This is a genomic window from Streptomyces sp. MMG1533 (assembly GCF_001279775.1).
Taxonomy (GTDB): Bacteria; Actinomycetota; Actinomycetes; order Streptomycetales; family Streptomycetaceae; genus Streptomyces.
Window position 1 is genome coordinate 1 of the sequence record NZ_LGDG01000014.1, and the last position, 20,654, is coordinate 20,654.

The 20,654-nt window shown below is 70.8% G+C and carries 17 protein-coding genes and 2 pseudogenes; 13 read left to right on the forward strand and 6 right to left on the reverse strand.

Going from position 1 to position 20,654, the window contains the following annotated elements:
- Nucleotides 1–202: 202 nt before the first annotated feature.
- The 3 genes from ADK57_RS50815 to ADK57_RS49765 form a co-directional block, all read right to left on the reverse strand.
- Nucleotides 203–391 (reverse strand): hypothetical protein, encoded by a 189-nt coding sequence (locus tag ADK57_RS50815; protein WP_234389943.1) that lies wholly within the window; start codon nt 389–391, stop codon nt 203–205.
- A 69-nt stretch (nt 392–460) separates the two neighbouring features.
- Nucleotides 461–1,099, reverse strand: a complete 639-nt coding sequence (locus ADK57_RS03395; RefSeq protein ID WP_234389944.1) for a helix-turn-helix domain-containing protein — start codon at nt 1,097–1,099, stop codon at nt 461–463.
- Between the two features lie 285 nt (nt 1,100–1,384).
- Nucleotides 1,385–1,552, reverse strand: a complete 168-nt coding sequence (locus ADK57_RS49765; protein WP_159050006.1) for a hypothetical protein — start codon at nt 1,550–1,552, stop codon at nt 1,385–1,387.
- Between the two features lie 248 nt (nt 1,553–1,800).
- Here ADK57_RS49765 and ADK57_RS03400 point away from each other — a divergent pair.
- From ADK57_RS03400 to ADK57_RS03410, 3 genes and pseudogenes are all read left to right on the forward strand, one after another.
- Nucleotides 1,801–3,050 (forward strand): annotated as a pseudogene (locus tag ADK57_RS03400) (aspartate aminotransferase family protein).
- A complete protein-coding gene (locus ADK57_RS03405; protein WP_053747840.1) occupies nt 3,047–5,950 on the forward strand; it encodes an FAD-binding and (Fe-S)-binding domain-containing protein in 2,904 nt (967 codons plus the stop codon). Before ADK57_RS03400 ends, ADK57_RS03405 begins: the two are co-directional and overlap by 4 nt.
- A pseudogene (locus tag ADK57_RS03410) lies at nt 5,947–7,397 on the forward strand (NAD-dependent succinate-semialdehyde dehydrogenase). Before ADK57_RS03405 ends, ADK57_RS03410 begins: the two are co-directional and overlap by 4 nt.
- A 73-nt stretch (nt 7,398–7,470) precedes the next feature.
- Here the strand turns inward: ADK57_RS03410 and ADK57_RS03415 are convergent.
- The 3 genes from ADK57_RS03415 to ADK57_RS50820 form a co-directional block, all read right to left on the reverse strand.
- Nucleotides 7,471–8,235 (reverse strand): IclR family transcriptional regulator, encoded by a 765-nt coding sequence (locus ADK57_RS03415; RefSeq protein ID WP_053747823.1) that lies wholly within the window; start codon nt 8,233–8,235, stop codon nt 7,471–7,473.
- 313 nt (nt 8,236–8,548) lie between these two features.
- The gene (locus ADK57_RS03420) at nt 8,549–9,040 is read right to left on the reverse strand and encodes an IclR family transcriptional regulator (RefSeq protein WP_234389946.1); all 492 of its coding nucleotides are present in this window, start codon (nt 9,038–9,040) and stop codon (nt 8,549–8,551) included.
- Nucleotides 9,037–9,294 (reverse strand): helix-turn-helix domain-containing protein, encoded by a 258-nt coding sequence (locus ADK57_RS50820; RefSeq protein WP_234389948.1) that lies wholly within the window; start codon nt 9,292–9,294, stop codon nt 9,037–9,039. Before ADK57_RS50820 ends, ADK57_RS03420 begins: the two co-directional genes overlap by 4 nt.
- Before the next feature lie 279 nt (nt 9,295–9,573).
- Here ADK57_RS50820 and solA point away from each other — a divergent pair, with 279 nt between their 5' ends.
- From solA to ADK57_RS03470, 10 genes are all read left to right on the forward strand, one after another.
- Nucleotides 9,574–10,713, forward strand: coding sequence for an N-methyl-L-tryptophan oxidase (gene solA / locus ADK57_RS03425; RefSeq protein WP_053747824.1), 1,140 nt, complete (start codon nt 9,574–9,576; stop codon nt 10,711–10,713).
- Between the two features lie 2 nt (nt 10,714–10,715).
- A complete protein-coding gene (locus ADK57_RS03430) occupies nt 10,716–11,777 on the forward strand; it encodes a succinylglutamate desuccinylase/aspartoacylase family protein (RefSeq protein ID WP_234389950.1) in 1,062 nt (353 codons plus the stop codon).
- A gap of 77 nt (nt 11,778–11,854) precedes the next feature.
- The gene (locus tag ADK57_RS03435; RefSeq protein ID WP_053747826.1) at nt 11,855–12,961 is read left to right on the forward strand and encodes an ABC transporter substrate-binding protein; all 1,107 of its coding nucleotides are present in this window, start codon (nt 11,855–11,857) and stop codon (nt 12,959–12,961) included.
- A complete protein-coding gene (locus tag ADK57_RS03440) occupies nt 12,954–14,093 on the forward strand; it encodes an ABC transporter ATP-binding protein (protein WP_053747827.1) in 1,140 nt (379 codons plus the stop codon). Before ADK57_RS03435 ends, ADK57_RS03440 begins: the two co-directional genes overlap by 8 nt.
- Before the next feature lie 5 nt (nt 14,094–14,098).
- Entirely contained in the window at nt 14,099–15,019 is a 921-nt protein-coding gene (locus tag ADK57_RS03445; protein WP_053747841.1) for an ABC transporter permease, read from the forward strand.
- Nucleotides 15,016–15,885 (forward strand): ABC transporter permease, encoded by an 870-nt coding sequence (locus ADK57_RS03450; RefSeq protein WP_053747828.1) that lies wholly within the window; start codon nt 15,016–15,018, stop codon nt 15,883–15,885. Before ADK57_RS03445 ends, ADK57_RS03450 begins: the two co-directional genes overlap by 4 nt.
- Entirely contained in the window at nt 15,882–17,273 is a 1,392-nt protein-coding gene (locus tag ADK57_RS03455; RefSeq protein ID WP_053747829.1) for an aminotransferase class III-fold pyridoxal phosphate-dependent enzyme, read from the forward strand. The genes ADK57_RS03450 and ADK57_RS03455 overlap by 4 nt, the downstream gene beginning before the upstream one ends.
- A gap of 24 nt (nt 17,274–17,297) precedes the next feature.
- Nucleotides 17,298–18,251, forward strand: coding sequence for a succinylglutamate desuccinylase/aspartoacylase family protein (locus ADK57_RS03460; protein ID WP_053747830.1), 954 nt, complete (start codon nt 17,298–17,300; stop codon nt 18,249–18,251).
- Nucleotides 18,248–19,708, forward strand: coding sequence for an aldehyde dehydrogenase family protein (locus ADK57_RS03465; RefSeq protein ID WP_053747831.1), 1,461 nt, complete (start codon nt 18,248–18,250; stop codon nt 19,706–19,708). The genes ADK57_RS03460 and ADK57_RS03465 overlap by 4 nt, the downstream gene beginning before the upstream one ends.
- The gene (locus ADK57_RS03470) at nt 19,705–20,643 is read left to right on the forward strand and encodes an aldo/keto reductase (RefSeq protein ID WP_053747832.1); all 939 of its coding nucleotides are present in this window, start codon (nt 19,705–19,707) and stop codon (nt 20,641–20,643) included. The genes ADK57_RS03465 and ADK57_RS03470 overlap by 4 nt, the downstream gene beginning before the upstream one ends.
- Nucleotides 20,644–20,654: the final 11 nt, after the last annotated feature.

The window sequence follows — 20,654 nt, forward strand, 5'->3', positions numbered from 1 at the left end:
ACCGGATGCGTCCCGCGGGGATGTCGAGGACGGCGGAGACCGGGGCGGGGGTGTCGAACTTCTGCATGGTGTTCTCCTGCGGCTCGTTGTTTCTGATGCTGGAAACGCTACGTTGCATTCAAGAATCCTTCAACGTATTCGTTGCGTCTATCCATCATCACTGCAGGTGAGCGCCGGAAAAGTGTTGCAATCGTCTTCGACGTTAACGCAACGACGGCCAATTGTTCGTTGCAATGGATTGAAGGTGAACGCTATGTAGCGCGCAGCGCGCAGCGGCCAGACGGTCGATGGATCTTTGGCTGCGGTGGGAGGAGCCGTTGTCGACGATCCAGAAGACGCGTTTCGCGCCGGCGTAGGGCTCTTGGGTCATGACCTGCTCGACCAGGCTCATGAACGGCACAATGCCGGTCTTCGGCTCGCAGCGGCCGAAGACTGTCGCGCGGCGGACGTCGTAGGCGGCCTAGCAGGCCAGGGCGCCGCCGCGGCCGTACTCGTGACTGACGCGCATCGCCCGGGCCTGGCCCGGGGCGAGCGTCGGGCGGCAGCGGCAGCGGGCCTGGATGGAGGTCTTCTCGTCGCTGGAGATGACGTACTCGTCGGGGTTGAGCAGGATGCCCTCGAAAGTGCGGGCGTACAGGTCCAGTGTCTGCTGGGCCTTGGCGCGGAAGTCCGGGGCGCGGATGAAGAGGCAGGACCGGTGCTGCCAGGACTCGAGCGTGTCCTGGTGTAGCCAGCGGCGCACGGTGGACGTTGAGACGGTGCCGGTGATCCCGCGCACGGTCAGTTCGTCGGCCAGTTCCGGGCAGGACCGGCGCGACGAGGGCGTGCCGGTCTCGGCGGGGAGTTGGCAGGCCAGGGCCTTGGCCCCGGCGACCTGTACGGAGGTGAAGCGGGCGGGACGCCCGGAGCGTTCACGGTCGGCCAGGGCCGGCAGTCCGCCGTCGGCGAACCGGCAGCGCCAAGAACGCACCGTATCCACATGCACGTGCACTTCGGGGGCTATCCGGGCGGCGTTGGCCCGGCCGCGTGCCGCCGGCAGCACGACGCTGGCGCGCTGTCGCGCCTGGTGCGGTGTCCTGTGGCCGTAAGCCAGCTTCATGAGCCGATGGCGTTCGGAGGCGATTCACACGATGGGCACGGCGGGTCGGGTTGGCACGGAAGCGGGCAGCCGATCTTGCGGGGGCAGCGGCGGACACCCTGCGGCACCGGTGGTTCCGTGTCCTGGGACGGCATGCCCACACCCCAGGCGCTGCGACCGAGTTGAGGACCATCCCATTGCCCGCACCACCGCGGTCCACCAAGACGCCCGCGCCCAACGGCTGACCGGCCACGCCTGCGCCCACAGGCGTCATGCATCGGCTTGCCTTGACGCTGGGGTCAATGTCTACTCGTCTTCGCGTACCGCCGCTGAGAGGGCGACGGGAATACGCGTGGGACTTGGCCGAGCGGCGACGACCTGGGGCTGTCCGGCGGCCAGGACGGGAAGGGCCAGGACGTCGGCGACGGTGAGCGCGCGGGTCTGCCCATGGCCGGCCGGGTGGTTGTCGTTCACGGTCTCTCCATCGGGTCCCTCGCTCGAGCACGGCTCATCGCCCGGGAGTGTCCGGCCACTGTGACAAGCATGGCTGACCTGTGCAAGAGCGGTCCGTGAGCGATCGACACCCGGCATGCCCCCGATGAGGCTGACACAGCGTCCGGATGTCGCGGCCCGACCGGACAGATCGCACGTTGGCGCACCCCTGGTCCGCGGAGATGCTCGGGATACCGCAGCAGACCGAACACCGAGGCCGGGAGACGAACATGACCGCACTGTCGCCGCACCTTCGCCAGGCCACGCCCGTGGTGGCGGTCCGGGGCGAGGGCGTCCACCTCTACGGCGAGGACACCTCGACTTCACCGCCGGCATCGGCGTCACCAGCACTGGGCACTGCCACCCGAAGGTCGTGGCGGCGGCGCAGGAGCAGGTGGGCACGCTGGTGCACGGCCAGTACACGACGGTCATGCACCAGCCGCTGCGGCAGCTCGTCGAGAAGCTGGGCGAAGTGCTGCCGGCCGGGCTGGACAGCCTGTTCTTCACCAACTCCGGCAGTGAGGCGGTCGAGGCGGCGCTGCGGCTGGCCCGTCAGGCCACCGGCCGCCCCAACGTCATCGTCTGCCACGGCGGCTTCCACGGCCGTACGGTGGCCGCCGCCTCCATGACGACGTCCGGCACCCGCTTCCGGTCCGGCTTCTCCCCGCTGATGAGCGGTGTGGTCGTCACCCCGTTCCCGTCGGCCTATCGCTACGGCTGGGACGAGGAGACCGCGACCCGCTTCGCTCTCCAGGAGCTCGACTACACCCTCCAGACGATCTCCTCGCCCGCCGACACGGCCGCGATCATCGTCGAGCCGGTGCTCGGGGAGGGCGGCTACGTGCCCGCCACCCGCGCCTTCATGGAAGGACTGCGGGAGCGTGCGGACCGCCACGGCTTCCTCCTCATCCTCGACGAGGTGCAGACCGGCGTCGGCCGCACCGGCCGCTTCTGGGGCCACGACCACTTCGGCGTCACCCCGGACATCCTCGTCACCGCCAAGGGCCTGGCCAGCGGCTTCCCGCTGTCCGGCATCGCCGCCTCCGAGGAGCTGATGGCCAAGGCGTGGCCGGGCTCGCAGGGCGGCACGTACGGCGCCAACGCCGTGGCCTGCGCGGCGGCCGTCGCCACCCTCGACGTCGTACGGGACGAGAAGCTCGTCGAGAACGCCGAGGCGATGGGCAAGCGGCTGCGGCACGGCCTGGAGTCGGTGGCCGACCGCACGCCGGCCATCGGGGACGTGCGCGGACTCGGGCTGATGCTGGCCACCGAGTTCGTCACCGAGGACGGCGGCCCCGACCCGGAGACCGCCGCCCGCGTGGCCGTCGACGAGGGCCTGCTCCTGCTGCTGTGCGGCGCATGGAACCAGGTCGTACGGATGATCCCGGCGCTCGTCATCGACGAGACGGCGGTGGACGAGGGCCTCCAGGCGTGGGCGGCCGCGGTGGCGACCGGCACATCAGGAGCGGCACGGCGATGACGGGCAACACCACGGGCCTGGAGCCGCTGGTCGCCCGGCTCACCGAGACCGCTCCCGGCCTGCGAGTGGAGACCGGCCCGGGCTCCACCGGTCCCTACGCCTACGACGCCTCCAACTACCGGGTCCCGCCGAGGGCCGTGGTGTTCCCCCGCAGCGCCGACGACGTGGTCGCGGTGGTGCGGGCCTGCCGGGAGGCGGGCGTGCCCATCACCGCGCGCGGCGGCGGCACGAGCATGGCCGGCAACGCGGTCGGGCCGGGTGTGGTCCTGGACTTCTCCCGGTACATGAACCGGATCCTGGACATCGACCCGGTGGCACGCACCGCGCGAGTCGAGGCCGGGGTGATCCTGGACGCGCTGCGCGACGCGGGCACCCCGCACGGACTCACCTTCGGCCCCGACCCCTCCTCGCACAGCCGCTGCACCCTCGGCGGCATGATCGGCAATGACGCGTGCGGAAACCGGTCGGTGCGGCACGGGCGTACCAGTACGCACATCGAGGCGCTGGAGATCGTGACGGCCGACGGCGTGCGCGCCGTCGCCGACGGCTCGGGCCTGCACGCGGCCGACCCGAACGACACGGAGGCGGTCCGTCGGCTCGCCCGCCACACAGCGGACATCCGAGGCCTGATCGGCGCCAACCTGGCGCCGATCCGCACCGAGCTGGGCCGCGTTCCCCGTCAGGTCTCCGGCTACCAACTGCACCACCTGTTGCCCGAGCACGGCTTCGACCTGGCCCGCGCTCTGGTGGGCACCGAAGGCTCCTGTGCGGTCGTCACCGCCGCGACGGTCCGCCTGGTGGCCACCGCACAGGCTTCCACACTCCTGACGCTCGGCTACGACGACGTCGTCGACGCCGCCGAGGACGTCGCCGAAATCCTGCGCTGGAACCCCACCGCCGTGGAGGGCATGGACGAGGCCATCGTCGCCACCATGCGCGCCCGTCGCGGCCCGGCCTCGGTGACAGGACTGCCCGAGGGGCGGGCCTGGCTGTACGTCGAACTCGACGGTGACGACCAGGCGGCGGTCGACGCCCGTGCCGCCGAACTGCTCGACGTGCTCAGGGCCCAGGGCCGGATGACCGGCGGACGGGTCGTGCAGAGCCCTGCCGAACGTCGTTCGCTGTGGCGGGTCCGCGAGGACGGGGCCGGGCTCGCCGCCCGCCTGGTGGACGGCGGGGAGTCGTGGCCGGGATGGGAGGACGCGGCGGTCGCGCCCGAGGACCTGGCCGCCTACCTGCGGGACTTCCGCAAGCTGCTGGCCTCCCACGGCCTGACCGGGGTGCTGTACGGCCACTTCGGCGCGGGCTGTGTGCACGTGCGCATCGACTTCGACCTCGCCACGGACGCCGGCCGGGCCGCGACCCGCCGCTTTCTCGGCGAGGCGGCCGCGCTCGTGGTCTCGCACGGCGGCTCGCTGTCGGGCGAGCACGGGGACGGGCGGGCTCGCGGTGAGCTGCTGGCGGTCATGTACAGCCACCGGATGATCCAGACGTTCGCCGCCTTCAAGGAGATCTTCGACCCCGAGGGGCTGCTCAACCCCGGCGTCATCGTGGCCCCGGCCCGACTCGACGCCGACCTCGCGCTGCACACGCCCGCCGACGTGCTGCCCGTCGAGAGCCTCTTCTCCTTCCCGCACGACGAGGACGGCTTCGCCGGCGCGGTAGGCCGCTGCGTCGGCGTCGGCCGCTGCCGCAGCGACGCGGGCGGCGTGATGTGTCCCAGCTACCGGGCCACCGGGGACGAGACCGACTCGACCCGGGGCCGGGCCCGGCTGCTCCAGGAGATGGTGCGGGGCGATCTCGTCCAGGACGGGTGGCGGTCGACGGAGGTGCGCGACGCCCTCGACCTGTGTCTGTCCTGCAAGGCGTGCTCCAGCGACTGCCCGGTCGGCGTCGACATGGCCACGTACAAGGCGGAGTTCCTGCACCAGCACTACAAGGGCAGGATCCGGCCCCGCTCCCACTACTCGCTGGGCTGGCTGCCGCTGACCTCGGCCCTCGCCGGATTCGCCGCCCGCCCGATCAACGCGCTGCTGCGCGGACCGGTCGGCAAGCTGCTCGCCCGGCTCGGCGGCGTGACCACGAAGCGCCGGATCCCGGCCTTCGCCTCCCGGCACGCGCTCCGCAAGGCCCTGCGCGGCGCGAAGACCGGCGAACCGGCGAAGGCCCTGCTCTTCGTCGACAGCTTCACTCGCGCCTTCCGCCCCGAGGTGGCGGGCGCCGCGAGCCGCGTGCTCGCCGACGCCGGCATCCCCTGCACGGCCAAGGACGGCCTGTGCTGTGGCCTGACCTGGGTCAGCACCGGGCAGCTGTCCACCGCCCGCCGCATCATGGCCCGTACGGTCGCCCACCTGGACAACGGCGACGACCGGCCCATCATCGTGGCCGAACCCAGCTGTGCCGCCGCCCTCAAGCGTGACGTGCCCGAACTGCTCGGCACGGACGCCGCCCAGCGCGTCGCGGCCCGCGTCCACACCCTCACCGGCGCCCTGACCGACCTGGCCGCGCCGGACTGGACCCCGCCGGAGCTGCCGGCCCAAGTCGTCCTGCAGACCCACTGCCACGAGTACGCCACCTTCAAGGGCCGCCACCCCCGCGACCTGCTCGGCCGCCTCGGCGTACGGAAGGTCGACGAGGCCGAAGGCTGCTGCGGACTCGCCGGGAACTTCGGCTTCGAAGAGCAGCACTACGACACCTCGATGGCCGTCGCCGACCTGGCACTGAAGCCACGCCTCGACGGCATCCACGCCATCGAGGGGGCCATGCCGACGGTCGTGGTGGCCGACGGTTTCAGCTGCGCCACCCAGATCGACCACCTCGCCGGTGACCGGGGCATCCGGGCCCTGCACCTTGCGGAACTGCTCGACCCCACCGCCGATCAACCAGGAGGAACCCCATGACCGACACACCCACGCAGTTGTTCATCGGCGGGGCGTGGGCGGACGCCGCGGACGGCGCCACCATGCCCGTGGACGACCCGGCGACCGGTGAGGTCCTCTGCCACGTCGCCGACGCCGGCGCCAAGGACGCCCAGCGCGCGGAGGAGGCGGCCGTCCGGGCGCAGGAGGAGTGGGCCCGTACGGCGCCCCGGGTCCGCAGCGAGATCCTGCGCCGGGCGTACGAGATCATCGTCGAGCGCACCGACGAGCTGGCCCACCTGATGACGGCCGAGATGGGCAAGCCCCTGGCCGAGGCCAGGGGAGAGGTGGCGTACGCGGCGGAGTTCTTCCGCTGGTTCTCCGAGGAGGCCGTGCGCATCGAGGGCGGCAACGGTGTCCTGCCCGACGGCCGCAACCGCATGCTGCTCTCCCGCCGCCCGGTCGGCCCCTGTCTGCTGATCACCCCCTGGAACTTCCCGCTGGCCATGGGCACCCGCTGGGCACCCGCAAGGTCGGCCCGGCGATCGCGGCCGGCTGCACGATGATCCTCAAGCCTGCCCCGCAGACCCCGCTGTCCAGCCTTGCCCTCGCCGGGATCCTCAAGGAGGCCGGTCTGCCGGACGGCGTGCTGAACGTCGTCACCACCTCCCGTGCGGGGGAGGTGTGCGAACCGCTCCTGCGCGGCGGGCGGATTCGCAAGCTCTCCTTCACCGGCTCCACCAACGTCGGACGCCTGCTGCTCGCCCAGTGCGCGGAGGCGGTCGTGCGAACCTCAATGGAGCTGGGCGGGAACGCGCCGTTCATCGTCTTCGAGGACGCCGACCTGGACAAGGCGGTCGACGGTGCGATGGTCGCCAAGATGCGCAACATGGGCGAGGCCTGCACCGCCGCCAACCGCTTCTTCGTCCACAGCTCCGTGGCGGAGGAGTTCGGGCGGCGTCTGGCCGAGCGCATGGGCGCGCTGGTCGTGGGCCCCGGAACCCGGGACGGCGTCGACGTCGGCCCGCTGATCGACCGGACCGGCCGGGCCAAGGTCGAGGACCTGGTCGCCGACGCGGTGGAGCGCGGTGCCCGGGTGCTCGTCGGCGGCCGTACGCCCGAGGGACCGGGCTGCTTCTACCCGCCGACCGTGCTCGCGGACGTCGCCTCCGACAGCCGCCTGATGGACACGGAGATCTTCGGCCCGGTCGCGGCGATCCTCACCTTCGACGACGAGGACGAGGTGATCCGCCGGGCCAACGACACCCCCTGGGGCCTCGTCGGCTACGTCTTCACCGAGGGCCTGGACCGCGCCCTGCGGGTCAGCGAGCGTCTGGAGGTCGGCATGGTGGGCCTCAACACCGGCCTCGTCTCCAACCCGGCCGCCCCCTTCGGCGGGGTCAAGCAGTCCGGGCTGGGTCGCGAGGGCGGCCGGGTGGGGATCGAGGAGTTCCTGGAGTACCAGTACCTGGCGGTGCCCGTGCGGTGACGGCGGCGCTCCTGTCCTGACAAACGCCCCATCGCGCACCGCGCGGGCCACCCCGTGCCCGAAGCTTCCGCCTTCAGCGCAGGTGGCGGGCGGTGATCTCCGCCGCCGTCTCGGTCACGAGTCGCCCCAGCTCGGCGAGTCGGCGGGGCTCGAAGCGGGAGTCGGGCAGGGAGATTGCCACGGCGGCCAGCGGGACGCCGTCACCGTCCAGGACGGGGGCCGCGATGGCGCAGACCCCCTTGAGGTACTGGTTGTGGTTGACGGCGTAGCCACGCTCCCGGACCCGCTGGAGCTCTGTGCGCAGCTCCTTGGGGTCGGTGATGGTCTCCTCGCCGTACCCCTCGAACGTGCCCGATGCGAACTCGTCGACCGCGGGATGCGGGAGATGGGCGAGGATCGCGTGTCCGGCGGCCGTGGCGTGCAGAGGTGAGGTGTCGCCGATGGTGTGGAAGGTCCGTACGGCGTGGTCGCAGTCGACGCGGTCGACGACGACCATGCTGTGCAGCGCGTCGGGCACCGAGAGATGGATGGTCTCGTTCACCGTGTCTCGGAGGCGGATCATGGGGTCGCGGGCGGCGGCGAACAGGCTGGAGCCCTGGAGGGCGGCGGGTCGTACGGCCAGTACCCGGGCGCCGATCTCCCAGCGGGTGGTGCCGATCTCCCAGCGGGTGGTGTCCTTGCGGTTGGCCCGGAGCCAGCCCGCCTCGTTGAGGGTGACCAGGGTGCGCTGGACGGTCGACTTCGGAAGTCCGAAGAGCTTCGTCAATTCCCCGACGGTGACTGGCTGATGCTGGGCGACCGCCTCCAGGATGCGCAGTGACCTGGTGACGCTCTTCATTTCCATCCGGTGCCCCCGTCAGTCGTGTGTCTTCGTCGTGCGCATCTGTTGACTCCCCTCCGGAGCCTGAGCATGATCCGTGCCGGATTTTAGCATGGCGTTCCACCATATGGCATAGGGGAAGGGTCCGATGACCTTAGCGGCGATGGGCGGTGAGAGTGCGTTGACCCCGTCCCATGCGGAGCGGTCGCCCCTGCTCGGCGCCCTCCCTCATGACGGCCGTTCTGGCATACGGCGAGGGCCGGCCCGCACGCTCCGACGCGTGCGAGCCGGCCCTCGCCGGTCGGGGCCGTCTTGGGCCACCGCCCCTCTGTCATGCGCCCAGTAGGCGCCTGCTGATCTCCGCTGCCGTGCCGACGACCAAGCCGCCCCACTCGGGCTCCCGGTCCGCGTCGTACCGGGAGTCGGGCATCGAGACGGCCACGGCTGCCAGCGGTGTGCCGTTCTCGTCGAGCACGGGTGCGGCGAGTGCGCATACGCCCGGCCGGTACTGGTTCCGGTTGATCGCGTAACCGTCGGTGCGGATCCGGTCCAGTTCGGCGCGCAGTTCGTCGGGGTCGGCGGGGGTTGCGTCGCTGAAGCGCTCCAGGCCCCGCGCGATGAGTTCCTCGACGTCCTGCTTCGGAAGCCGGGCGAGGGTCGCGCGCCCCACGGCGGTGGCGTGCAGGGGTGAGGTGTCGCCGATCTCGTGGAAGGTCCGTACCGCGTGGTCGCAGTCCACGCGGTCCACCACGACCATGCAGTGGAGCGCGTCGGGCACGGACAGGTGGATGGTTTCGTCCACCGTGTCGCGGAGCCGGATCATGGGGTCGCGGGCGGCGGCGAACAGGCTGGAGCCCTGGAGGGCGGCGGGTCGTACGGCCAGTACCCGGGCGCCGATCTCCCAGCGGGTGGTGGGTTCGCGCGCAGCCAGCCTGCCTCGGCCAGGGTGACCAGGGTGCGCTGGACGGTCGACTTCGGAAGTCCGAAGAGTTTCGTCAACTCCCCGACGGTGACCGGCTGATGCTGGGCGACCGCTTCCAGGATGCGCAGTGACCTGGTGACGCTCTTCATTTCCATCCGGTTTCCCCCCGTTAATCCTCGGAATTTCTGCTGGACATCCTCTTGACTCCCCTTCGAGCCGCTGTCATTCTCGTGCCAGATTATAGCACTGCATTCCACAATGTGGCACGGCCCCGACGGGGAGATCCCGAACGAGTGGGCCGGCATCGCGAGACCCGGCGGCTGTGAGCCGTAGGCCCGAAGCAGGGCCCGGGCCCCCGCCCAAACCGCCTCGAATCGATCAGCCCTACGTCGGGGCGCCCAGCATGCGCCCCGACGATACGAAAGGAAAGTCCTGTGTCAGCTGCCAGGAAGCGCGTCGCCGTCGTCGGCGTCGGAACGATGGGCAGCCAGGCCGCCTGGCGGCTGGCGGCCCGTGGCGCCGAGGTCGTCGGCTACGACCGCTTCGCCCCGGGCCACGATCGCAGTGCCGCCGGCGGCGAGACCCGGATCTTCCGCAGCGCGCACTTCGAGGACTCCCGCTATGTGCCGCTGCTCAAGCACGCGGACGCCCTGTGGGAGCGGCTTCAGCAGGAGACCGGCCGTGAGCTGCGCCGACTGACCGGCTGTCTGCTGATGGGGCCGACCGGGCACCAGCAGATGGCCACGGTCCTCGAATCGATCGCGGAGCACGGTCTCGACCACGAGGTGCTCGATGTCGAGCTTCTGGCGAAACGATTCCCCCAGTACCGCATCGAGGACGGCGACGCGGCCGTGCTCGACCGCCGCGCCGGTTTCATCCGCCCTGAGCTGACCATCCAGACCGCCGCTCGCCGCGCCGAGCAGTTGGGCGCGGTGATCCACCGCTACAGCACGGTCCGCGAGATCGTCCCCGTCGCGGGCGGCGTCGAGATCCGCACCGACTCCGGCAGTGAGCTTTTCGACACCGCCGTCGTCACCCCCGGACCGTGGGTCAACGACCTGCTGCCCGACCTGCCGTGGGAGGTGGACATCCGCCGCCTCGTGAGCGCCTGGTACGTGCCCACCACCCCCGACGCCTGGTTCGGCGAGGAGCGCCCGGCGTTCATCCGTACCGCGCCCACCCACTGCTACGGCCTGCCCTCCCCGGACGGCGTCTCCGTCAAGCTCGGCCTCTCCCGCGCCCTGCACCAGCCGGCGGGCGACCCGAACCAGCTGGACCGGACGGTGCGGCCGGAAGAGCTGGACATCTTCTCCGAGTTGATCGGGCGTCACATACCGGACCTGCACCCTGACCCGACCCGGCTCTCCGTCTACATGGAGGGCTACACCGAGAGCAGCCGCCCGCTGGTCGGCCCGCTGCCCGGCGCCGAGAACGTCATCCTGCTCGCCGGGTTCTCCGGCCACGGCTTCAAGCTCTCGCCCGCCTTCGGCGACATCGCCGCCGACCTGGCGCTGGACGGCACCTCGCCCCAGCCCATCGACTTTCTCTCCACCGTCGGCCGTACGGAGGCATGACCATGAACGACGCCACCCTCGCCATCGGCTCCCTCGATGCCCGGCCGGGAACCAAGGCTCGCGGCACCGTCCGGGCCGACCTCGGCACTCTCACCGTGGACATCCCGCTGACCCTGGTCAACGGCTCCCGCCCCGGTCCCCGCGTCGTCGTCACCGCGGGCGTCCACGGCGGCGAGTTCACGCCCATCGACGCCGCCGTACGGCTGGCGGACCTGCTGGAACCCGGCGAGGTGCACGGCCAGGTAGTCATCTGCCCCGTCGCCAACCCGCCCGCCGTGTACCAGGGCCGGCTCAACATCTCCCCGGTCGACGGCGTGAACCTCAACCGCGTCTTCCCCGGCGACCCGGCCGGCGGTCCCACCGAGCGGCTGGCCGCCTGGCTCTTCGCGAACCTGGTCGACGGCGCCGACGTCTACGTCGACCTGCACTGCGGCGGCATCGACCAGGTCCTGCGCGACTTCGTCGGCTACCGCCTCACCGGCGACCCGGACCTCGACAAGGCGACGGCCGCGCTGGCAGGGTCCTTCGGTATCGAGGACGTCATCCTCGGACTGAAGCCCGACGGCGGCAACAGCCATGCGGCCGCCGCCCGCCGGGGCATCTCGGCGGTGCTCGTCGAGGTGGGCGAACTCGGGCGGCGTGACGCGGCCACGGCCCGCCGCCGCGTCGAGGGACTGTGCCGGGCGCTGCGCCACCTCGGCGTGCTCGACCCGGACGACACCGCCCCGGCCCCGATCCGCGAGTGGGTCTGGTCCGCGGGTGTCACGGCCGAGGCCACCGGCCTGTGGTGCCCGGAGTTCTCCTTTACCGGCGACGTCATCGGCGAAGTGGCGGAAGGCGACGTCCTCGGCCGCATCGTCGACCCGGCCGACGGCCGGGAGCACCCGGTCCACGCCCCGGCCGACGGGCGGATCTTCTACGGCATGCACGGTCTGACCGTCGCCCCCGGAGCCGAACTGGCCGCCCTGGCCGTCCCGTGGGACCCCGACACAGCCACACGAACCGGCACCCTCCGCACCCCCGGTACGGGCGTCGGATCCGACGAGGCGGACCCCCGCCTTTAGACCCCCACCCCAGCAGCTCTTCACTCACGTTCCCCGGCCACTCTCCTTCCAAGGTCGGCAGCACCAGGAGGCACACGATGAAAGATGCCCGGATCGACCGCAGACTGTTCCTGCGCGGAATAGGCGGGGTCACGGCGGGTGTCGCCGCCGCGACCGCCCTCAGTGGCTGCGGTACCGGCACCAGCCGGTCCGTCGCCGGCAGTGGTGGCAAGAGCTCCAAGACGCTGGTCGTCCGCGACAGCGGCGGCACATACGGCGACGCCAACAAGACGGCCATCTACGACGCGTTCACCAAGGAGACCGGGATCCGGATCGAGGTGGTGAACATCCAGTACGCGCAGATGCTCGCCCAGATCCAGCAGGGCCGCCCGCAGTTCGACGTCATCGACGATTCCATGTCCGACTTCCTGCGCTTCAAGAAGGCGGGCGCGACCGAAACCCTGGACTACGACCGGCTGAAGAACTTCAAGAACGCCGGCATTGCCAAGACCCTGGTCACCTCGAACGCCATTGGCAAGAACTACTGGGCCAGCGTGATGGCGTACCGCACCGACGCCTTCGGCGGGAAGAAACCTTCCTCCTGGGCCGACTTCTGGGACACCGAGGCTTTCCCCGGCGACCGCGCCCTCCAGGGCCTGGACGCGGACCGTCCCGTGCTGGAGTTCGCCCTCCTCGCCGATGGGGTGGCCCTGGACAAGCTGTACCCCCTGGATGTGGACCGGGCCTTCAAGTCCCTGGACCACATCAAGGGTTCGATCAAGAAGTACTGGGACACCGGCGCCCTGCCCGGCGTGCTGCTGGCCCGCAAGGAGGTCGTCGCCACCGACGTCTGGCACGGCCGCCTCGACGCCCTGATCAAGCAGGGCTCCCCGCTCGCCTACCAGTGGAACGGCGCCCGCAGGCAGAGCAACGCCCTCGGTATCGCCAAGGGCACCGCCAATCTGGACGCCGCCTACCAGCTCATCGACTTCGCGCTACGCCCCGAGGTGCAGGCGGCCTACGCCGAGATCTACCCGATGGCCCCGTCGGTGCCCGCCGCCTACAAGAAGCTCTCCACCACCACCGCCGCGAACCTGGGCAGTTCCCCCGAGCACCTGAAGACCGGCTTCGACATGGATGTCGAGTGGTGGGCCGAGAACCAGGAGGCGGTCGCCAAGCGCTGGCAGGAGTGGACGCATGCCTGACACCCACGTGATGCCCGAGCCGTCGCTCGCCGCCCCCGCGGCGCTGGCCGGCAGCGGCAAAGCCCTGTCCGTCCGGCAACTGCGCAAGACTTACTCGGGAGTGACGGCCGTCGACGAGGTCTCCATGGAGATCGCGGCGGGCGAGTTCGTCACCTTCCTGGGGTCCTCCGGCTCCGGCAAGACCACCACTCTGATGATGATCGCCGGATTCTGCGAGCCGGACTCCGGCAGCATCGTTGTCGGCGGCAACGACGTGACCCGCCTGGCCCCGCAGAAGCGCGGACTGGGCTTCGTCTTCCAGCAGTACCTGCTCTTCCCGCACATGACCGTGTGGGAGAACGTCGCCTTCCCGTTGCAACTGCGCGGCGTGTCCAAGGCGGAGCAGCGGCGCAGGGTCGGCGAGACGCTGGAGATGGCAGGCCTGTCGAAGATGGCCCGCCGCAGGCCGCGGGAGCTGTCCGGCGGCCAGCAGCAGCGCGTCGCCCTGTGCCGGGCCCTGGTGTACCGGCCCCCGGTGATCCTCATGGACGAGCCGCTCGGCGCCCTGGACAAGAAGCTGCGCGACCAGCTCCAGACCGAGATCAAGCGCATCCAGCAGGAACTCGGCCTCACCGTCATCTATGTGACGCACGACCAGGAAGAGGCCCTCGTCCTGTCCGACCGCATCGCGGTCATGCGGGACGGGCGGATCGACCAGTTCGACACCCCGCAGGAGCTCTTCGAGCGCCCCCGCACTCCCTTCGTCGCCGACTTCCTCGGCGCGGCCAACTTCCTCCCCGGCCGCGTCGAGGAACAGAGCGCGGACCACACGCTCGTACGGCTCGACACCGGTGGCCTGCTCAAGGCACGCCCGCGTGCCGCCCCCGACGGCGCACGGGTACGTGCCGCGGTCCAGCCCGGCCGGCTCTTCCTGTGTCCTGCCGGCGACGGCTTCTGTACCGGGACCGTCGAGACGGTCACCTACGTCGGCACCCTGGTCAGGGTCACCGTCCGCCCCCTCGGCGCCACGGACACCGACCTCGTACGGCTGGAACTGCCCGCCGGCCGCGCGCCCGCCCTCGGCGCACGCGTGGACCTCGCCGCGGACGCCGCGAACGTCAGCGTGTTCCCCGACGCGGAAGACGGGGGGTGAGGACGATGGCCGTGCTCGCTCCCGCACCGGTCTCCACAGCCCCGGCGCCCGGCAAGAAACGTCTGAGCCGCGCGCTGTCCGAACGCCGCACCCGCTTCGGACTGCTCAACGCCGCGCCCGTCGTCGTGTACCTGCTGGTCCTCTTCATCTATCCGATCTTCAGCATCCTGATGCTGAGTCTCAAAGGCGAGAGCGGAGGCTTCACCCTCCACTGGTACACCGACGCCTTCCAGGGCGCCAACCTGGAGATCCTTCTCACCACCCTGCGGATCTCCGCCGAGACCTCGCTGCTCAGCCTGGTCATCGGCTTCGTCCTGGCCGCCGCGGTCTCCCGGCTCAAGCCCCTGTGGGCGGGCCTGGTGATGGTGGTCGTGGTCGTCCCGCACTTCATCAGCGCCCTCGTGCGCACCTACGGCTGGATCATCCTGCTCGGTGAACACGGCGTCGTGAACAACGCCCTGACGGGCCTTCACGTCCCCGGTGCTCCCTTCCAACTGCTCTACAACGAGCTGGGAGTCGTCATCGGCACCACCTCCGTGATGCTGCCGTACACCGTGCTCCTGCTGTACGCGGTCATGAAGGGCATCGACCGCCGGTTGATGGCCGCCGCGGCCAGCATGGGCGCCGGTCGGATCACCATCTTCCGCCGGGTCTACGTCCCGCTGGTCGCTCCCGGTCTGGTCAACGCGGGCATCCTCTGCTTCATCCTCTGCCTCGGCTACTACATCACCCCCGCCCTCATGGGCGGCCCGAAGCAGACCATGGTCGCCTCGCTGATCGACACACAGGTCATGAAGCAGGACCAGTGGAACGGGGCCTCGGCGCTCGGCATCATCCTGCTGCTGCTCACCTTCGCCGGACTGCTGCTGCTCAGGGTGCTGAAGTCGGCGGGCGAGGCGTACCGGAATCGAGGTACGGCGTCATGACCGAGCTCCGCTCCACCCTGGCCGGACGCATCACCCTGGCCGTCCTGTCCACGCTGATCCTGCTGTTCCTGGTGTTGCCGATCGTCGTCATCGTCATCACTTCCTTCGGCAAGGACGCCTTCGGCTCCTTCCCGCCCAGCTCCTGGACGCTCAACTGGTACAAGGTGCTGTTCGCCGACGACAGCAAGTGGCCGGCCGCACTGTCGCTCAGCGTCCTCGTGGCCTGCCTGACCACCGTCTTCTCTCTCATCCTGGGCATGACGGCGGCCACGGCCCTGGTCCGCAGCCAGCTGCCGCTACGGACGGCGGTCTACGGCCTGGTCCTGGCCCCGCTGGTGATCCCCCAAGTGGTCATCGCGCTCGGCCTGTTCCTGTTCTTCGAACCGGCCGCGATGCTGGGAAGCCCGATCGCCATCGCCCTCGGCCACACCGTGCTGGCCTCGCCGATCGCGGTGATGATCCTCATGGCCACGCTGAAGGGCATCGACGAACGGCTGGAGGACGCGGCCGCCAGCATGGGCGCGAACCGCCTCACCGTCGCCCGGCGCATCACCTTCCCGCTGGCCATGCCCGGACTGGTCGCCGCCGCGATCTTCTCCTTCATCACCAGCTTCGACGAGTTCTTCATCTCGCAGTTCCTGTCCTCCGTCGACACCGTGACCCTGCCGGTCCAGGTGTTCAACGTCCTTCAGTACGACGTCGACCCGTCCGTGACCGCGATCAGCGCGATCCTCATCGGGATCGCCGTCCTGGCCCTCGCCCTGGTCGCCGTGGTGCGCAGGCTCAGCGGCTCCGGCCAGCAGGACGGACTGTTGCCCACCGAGCCCGGAGTGGGACGCGGCGCGGGAAGTGAGACCGCGTCGTGATCACCAGTAGCCGCAGTCCTGCCGGTGAACTGTCCGCCTCGGCGGCCAGACACCTGCTGCTCCACATGACCCCCAACGGTTCGCTCGGCCCCGAGGGCGAGGACCTCGTCGTCGTCCAGCGGGGGGAGGGCCCGTACGTCCACGACGCGGACGGCAGGCGCTACATCGACGGCCTGTCAGGGCTGTACTGCTGCCAGCTCGGCTACTCCTACGGCCCCGAGTTCGCCGAGGCAGCGGACAGGCAACTGCGCGAGCTCTGCTACAGCCCGTTGTGGACCGGCTCCGCGCACCCCACGGCGATCGAACTCGCCGAGCGGCTGTCCCGGATCGCCCCCGTCGACATCGAGCACACCTTCTTCTGCGGCGGCGGCGCCGAAGCCGTGGAGACCGCCTGGAAGATCGCACGCCGCTACCACGCCCTGAACGGCCAGCCCGGCCGCACCAAGGCGATCGCCCGGCGCGGCGCCTACCACGGCCTGACCATCGGGGCCCTGTCCCTCACCGACGACCCAGGCCTGACGGATCCGTACGGCCCGCCGGCGATCGACACCCGGTTCGTGTCGAACACCAGCCGCTTCGGTCTGGCACCGCAGTTCGCCGACGACACCGCTTTCACCGCACACCTGCTGGCCGAGCTGGAGGCCGAGATCCTGGCCGAGGGCCCGGAAACGATCGCCATGCTGATCGCCGAGCCGGTGCAGAACCGCGGCGGCTGCATCACCCCGCCCCAGGGGTACTGGCAAGGGCTGCGGGCGCTGGCCGACCGGTACGGCTTCCTGCTCGTCGCCGACGAGGTGATCACGGCCTTCGGCCGGGTCGGGGAGTGGTTCGGCGGTGACCGCTACGGCGCCCGCCCGGACATGGTCACCGTCGCCAAGGGCATCACCGCCGGATACGCCCCGATGGGCGCCACCCTGGTGAGCACCAAGGTCGCGGAGGTCATCAATCGGCCCGGCGCGGTCCTCAACCACGGTTACACCTTCGCCGGGCACCCGCTGAGCGCGGCCATCGCCCTGCGCAACCTGAAGATCATGGAGCGGGACCGGATCCTGGACAACGTCCGCGGTCTCCAGGACGACCTGGCGAACCGCATGGCGGCCCTCACGGACCTGAGAATCGTCGGCGATGTCCGCGGCGCCGGGTTCTTCCACTCCTGCGAACTCGTCGGCGACCTCGAGGGCGGCGGCTTCAGCGACCGCGCCCGGGCCGATCTGATCGTCGACCTGATCCCGCGCCGGCTGCGTGAAGCCGGCCTGCTGGCCCGTGTCTACAACCGCTCCGCGCCGCTGGTCCAGATCGCGCCCCCGCTGATCAGCGACCGCGCTCTGCTCGACGGTATCGCCGCGATCGTCGCCGGCACCCTCGCCGAGGCGTCCGCCCGCCTTTGATCCACGTTTTTGGAAAGGAACCCCATGTACTCCATCGGTTCGCTGACCGTCGCCCCCGGCGAGCGCGCCCAGGGCCTCATCCCGGTCGGCACCAGCACCTACGGCGTGGAGCTCGGCATCCCGCTGATCGTCGTCAACGGCGAGCAGGACGGCCCGGTCCTGTGTGTGGACGCGGGCGTGCACGGCGACGAGTACGACGGCCAGGAGGCCGTCCGACGCGTGCTCGCCGAGCTCGACCCGGCCACCCTGCGCGGCACCGTCGTCGGCATCCCCTGCATGAACACCCCCGCCTTCGAGGCGGCCGCCCGCGCCAGCGGCATCGACCACCTCAACCTCAACCGCATCTTCCCCGGCGACGCGGAGGGCTCGTACTCCCAGCGGCTGGCCGCCACCTTCGTCGAGCAGGTCGTGCCGGCCGTCGACGCCGTCGTCGACCTGCACACCGGCGGCGCCTACGGCGAGATCGCCCCGCTGGTCATCCTCCAGGGCGGCTACGAGGACCTGGCCACCGGCCTGGCGCTGGCGGCCGGTCACGAGCTGGTCTGGAAGGGCGGCAAGTGGGGCGGCACGGTCCGCCACCCCGCTCTCGCGGCCGGCAAGCCCGCCATCACCATCGAGGTCGGCGGCGGCACCTACCGCGAGGCCAATGTCGAGACGCACATGAACTCGATCCGCAACGTCCTGCGCAGCCTCGGCATGACCGACGGCGAGGCGGAGCTACGGGACACCTACACCACCGTCTCCGGCACCTTCGCCCGCTCCGCCGCCGGCGGCTTCTTCGTCGCCCGCGCCGAGCCGGGGGAGAACTGCAAGGAAGGCGACCTGATCGCCACCATCGTCGATCACTACGGCAACACGCTGGAGGAGGTCACCGCTCCGCAGGACGGCATCGTGCTCTGGGTCCGCCGGATCCGCACCGTCCGCCCCGGCGACGAGGTCGTCATCTTCGGCGAGGTGTTGGGGGAGATTCGGCCATGACCGGCGAACCGCAGCTGACAGAGCTGCTCATCGACGGCAAGCAGGTCCCCGCCGCCGACGGACGCTCCTTCACCGTCCTCGACCCGTCGAACGGCACGGCCATCGCCCAGGTGGCCCTGGCCGGCGAGGCGGACGTGAACCAGGCGGTGGCTGCCGCACGCGCGGCGTTCACCTCTCCCGAATGGGCCGGGATGCGCGCCGCCGACCGGGGCCGCATCCTCTACCGGATCGCGGAGGCCATCCGCTACCAGGGCGAACGGCTGGCCCGCCTGGAGAGCCAGGACGTCGGCAAGCCACTGCGCCAGGCCAAGGCGGACGTCGAGGCCGCCGCCCGGTACTTCGAGTTCTACGCGGGCGTCGCCGACAAGCTCGGCGGCACCACGATCCCCCTCGGGCCCGGCCTCATCGACTACACCGTCCGCGAGCCGATCGGTGTCTCCGGCCAGATCATCCCCTTCAACTACCCCCTGCAGAACACCGCGAGGGGTTCCGCCCCCGCGCTGGCTGCCGGCTGCACCGTGGTGCTCAAGCCGTCGCCGGAGGCGCCGCTCACGCCGTTGGAGATCGGACGGATCGCCCTGGAGTGCGGCCTTCCGCCGGGCGTCCTGAACGTCGTCCCCGGTGACGGCGAGACCGGCGCTGCCCTCGCCGGCCACCCGGACATCAACCAGGTCACCTTCACCGGCTCGGTGCCCACCGGCATCAAGGTCGCCCAGGCCGCCGCTGCCAACGTGGTCCCCTCCGTCACGGAACTGGGAGGCAAGTCCCCGGTCGTCGTCTTCGCCGACGCCGACTTCGACCTGGCCCTGACCGCCGTCGCCGCCTCCGCGTTCGGCAACGCCGGGCAGACCTGCTCGGCCGGCACCCGGCTGCTGCTCCAGCGCGGCGCCGAGGAGTTCCTCGACAAGCTCGCCGCCCACGTCTCCGCACTGCGCGTCGGCCCGGGCCTCAGCGACCCGGACATCGGCCCGCTGGTCGCCGCCAGACAGCGCGACCGGGTGCTGGGCTACCTGGACCTGGCCCGCGAGGAGGGCGCCGTGGCACGGGCCGGCGGGGGTGCGCCGTCCGACCCGGCCCTGGCCGACGGCTACTACGTCGAGCCGACCGTCCTCACCGGCCTGACCAACGACGCCCGGTGCGCCCGCGAGGAGATCTTCGGACCCGTCGTCACCGTCATCGAGTTCGACGACGCCGACGAGGCCCTGGACATCGCCAACGACAGCCCGTACGGCCTCGCGTCCTACGTCTGGACCCGTGACATCGACAAGGCGATGCGGCTAGCCGAGGGCATCCGGGCCGGCCAGGTCTACGTCAACGCCACCGGCGTCGGCACCGGCGTCGAACTCCCCTTCGGCGGCTACAAGCACAGCGGCTGGGGCCGGGAGAAGGGCCTCGAAGGCCTGGCGAGCTACCTGCAGACGAAGAACGTCTGCATCGGGTTCGGGAACCGGTCATGAGGTACCGCCCGCTCGGAGAGCGCGGTCCAACCGTCTCGGTGGTCGGGGTGGGCGGCAACAACTTCGGCGCCCGTCTCGACGAGGACGGCACGAAGGCCGTCGTCCACGCCGCCCTCGACGCGGGGATCACGCTGTTCGACACCGCCGACATGTACGGCGGGTCCGGAGAACGGGGCGGCTCGCGCGGCGACGGTGAACGGCTGCTGGGCGCGGCCCTCAAGGGCAGACGTGACGAGGTCGTGCTGGCCACCAAGTTCGGCATGGAGATGGATCGGGACGCGGACCTGTACGGTCCGCGCGGGGCACGTGCCTATCTCCGGAACGCGGTGGAGGCGTCACTGCGCCGACTCGGCACCGACCGGATCGATCTGTACCAGTACCACGAGCCGGACGGCGTGACCCCGCTGGAAGAGACCGTCACCGCCCTGCGGGAGCTGGTGGACGAGGGCAAGATCCGGTACATCGGCTGCTCCAACCTGCCGGCCGACGACCTCACGGACGCCTTCGTGTCGGTCCAGGCCCGCTACCACCTGCTCGACCGCGCTGTGGAGACGGACCTCGTCCCCGCCTGCGTCAGCCACGGCGTCGGCCTCCTGCCGTACTATCCGCTGGCCAACGGCCTGCTCAGCGGAAAGTACCGGCGAGGTGAGCAGCCCCCGGCCGGCAGCCGGCTGTCCTGGCGGCAGGGCTGGCTCACCGACGCGGCCCTCGACAAGGTCGAGGCGCTCACGGAGTACGGCGCCGAACGAGGACTCACCGTCCTCCAGGTCGCCGTGGGCGCACTGGCCGCGCTCCCCGCCGTCGGCTCCGTCATCTGCGGCGCCATGACCCCAGAACAGGTCACCGCCAACGCGGCGGCGGCCGACTGGATCCCCGACCCGGCCGACCTGGCCGCACTCGACGCGATCGTCACCCCCGGGGAACGCGTCGTCTGAAGCCCCCACCC

What these genes read in the sequence shown, in the direction of transcription:
- ADK57_RS50815 (WP_234389943.1), bottom strand. Translation starts at nt 391, where the DNA reads ATGAGCCTGGTCGAGCAGGTCATGACCCAAGAGCCCTACGCCGGCGCG.
- ADK57_RS03395 (WP_234389944.1), bottom strand. Translation starts at nt 1,099, where the DNA reads ATGAAGCTGGCTTACGGCCACAGGACACCGCACCAGGCGCGACAGCGC.
- ADK57_RS03405 (WP_053747840.1), top strand. Translation starts at nt 3,047, where the DNA reads ATGACGGGCAACACCACGGGCCTGGAGCCGCTGGTCGCCCGGCTCACC.
- ADK57_RS03415 (WP_053747823.1), bottom strand. Translation starts at nt 8,235, where the DNA reads ATGAAGAGCGTCACCAGGTCACTGCGCATCCTGGAGGCGGTCGCCCAG.
- ADK57_RS03420 (WP_234389946.1), bottom strand. Translation starts at nt 9,040, where the DNA reads ATGATCCGGCTCCGCGACACGGTGGACGAAACCATCCACCTGTCCGTG.
- ADK57_RS50820 (WP_234389948.1), bottom strand. Translation starts at nt 9,294, where the DNA reads ATGGAAATGAAGAGCGTCACCAGGTCACTGCGCATCCTGGAAGCGGTC.
- ADK57_RS03430 (WP_234389950.1), top strand. Translation starts at nt 10,716, where the DNA reads ATGAACGACGCCACCCTCGCCATCGGCTCCCTCGATGCCCGGCCGGGA.
- ADK57_RS03435 (WP_053747826.1), top strand. Translation starts at nt 11,855, where the DNA reads ATGAAAGATGCCCGGATCGACCGCAGACTGTTCCTGCGCGGAATAGGC.
- ADK57_RS03440 (WP_053747827.1), top strand. Translation starts at nt 12,954, where the DNA reads ATGCCTGACACCCACGTGATGCCCGAGCCGTCGCTCGCCGCCCCCGCG.
- ADK57_RS03445 (WP_053747841.1), top strand. Translation starts at nt 14,099, where the DNA reads ATGGCCGTGCTCGCTCCCGCACCGGTCTCCACAGCCCCGGCGCCCGGC.
- ADK57_RS03450 (WP_053747828.1), top strand. Translation starts at nt 15,016, where the DNA reads ATGACCGAGCTCCGCTCCACCCTGGCCGGACGCATCACCCTGGCCGTC.
- ADK57_RS03460 (WP_053747830.1), top strand. Translation starts at nt 17,298, where the DNA reads ATGTACTCCATCGGTTCGCTGACCGTCGCCCCCGGCGAGCGCGCCCAG.
- ADK57_RS03465 (WP_053747831.1), top strand. Translation starts at nt 18,248, where the DNA reads ATGACCGGCGAACCGCAGCTGACAGAGCTGCTCATCGACGGCAAGCAG.
- ADK57_RS03470 (WP_053747832.1), top strand. Translation starts at nt 19,705, where the DNA reads ATGAGGTACCGCCCGCTCGGAGAGCGCGGTCCAACCGTCTCGGTGGTC.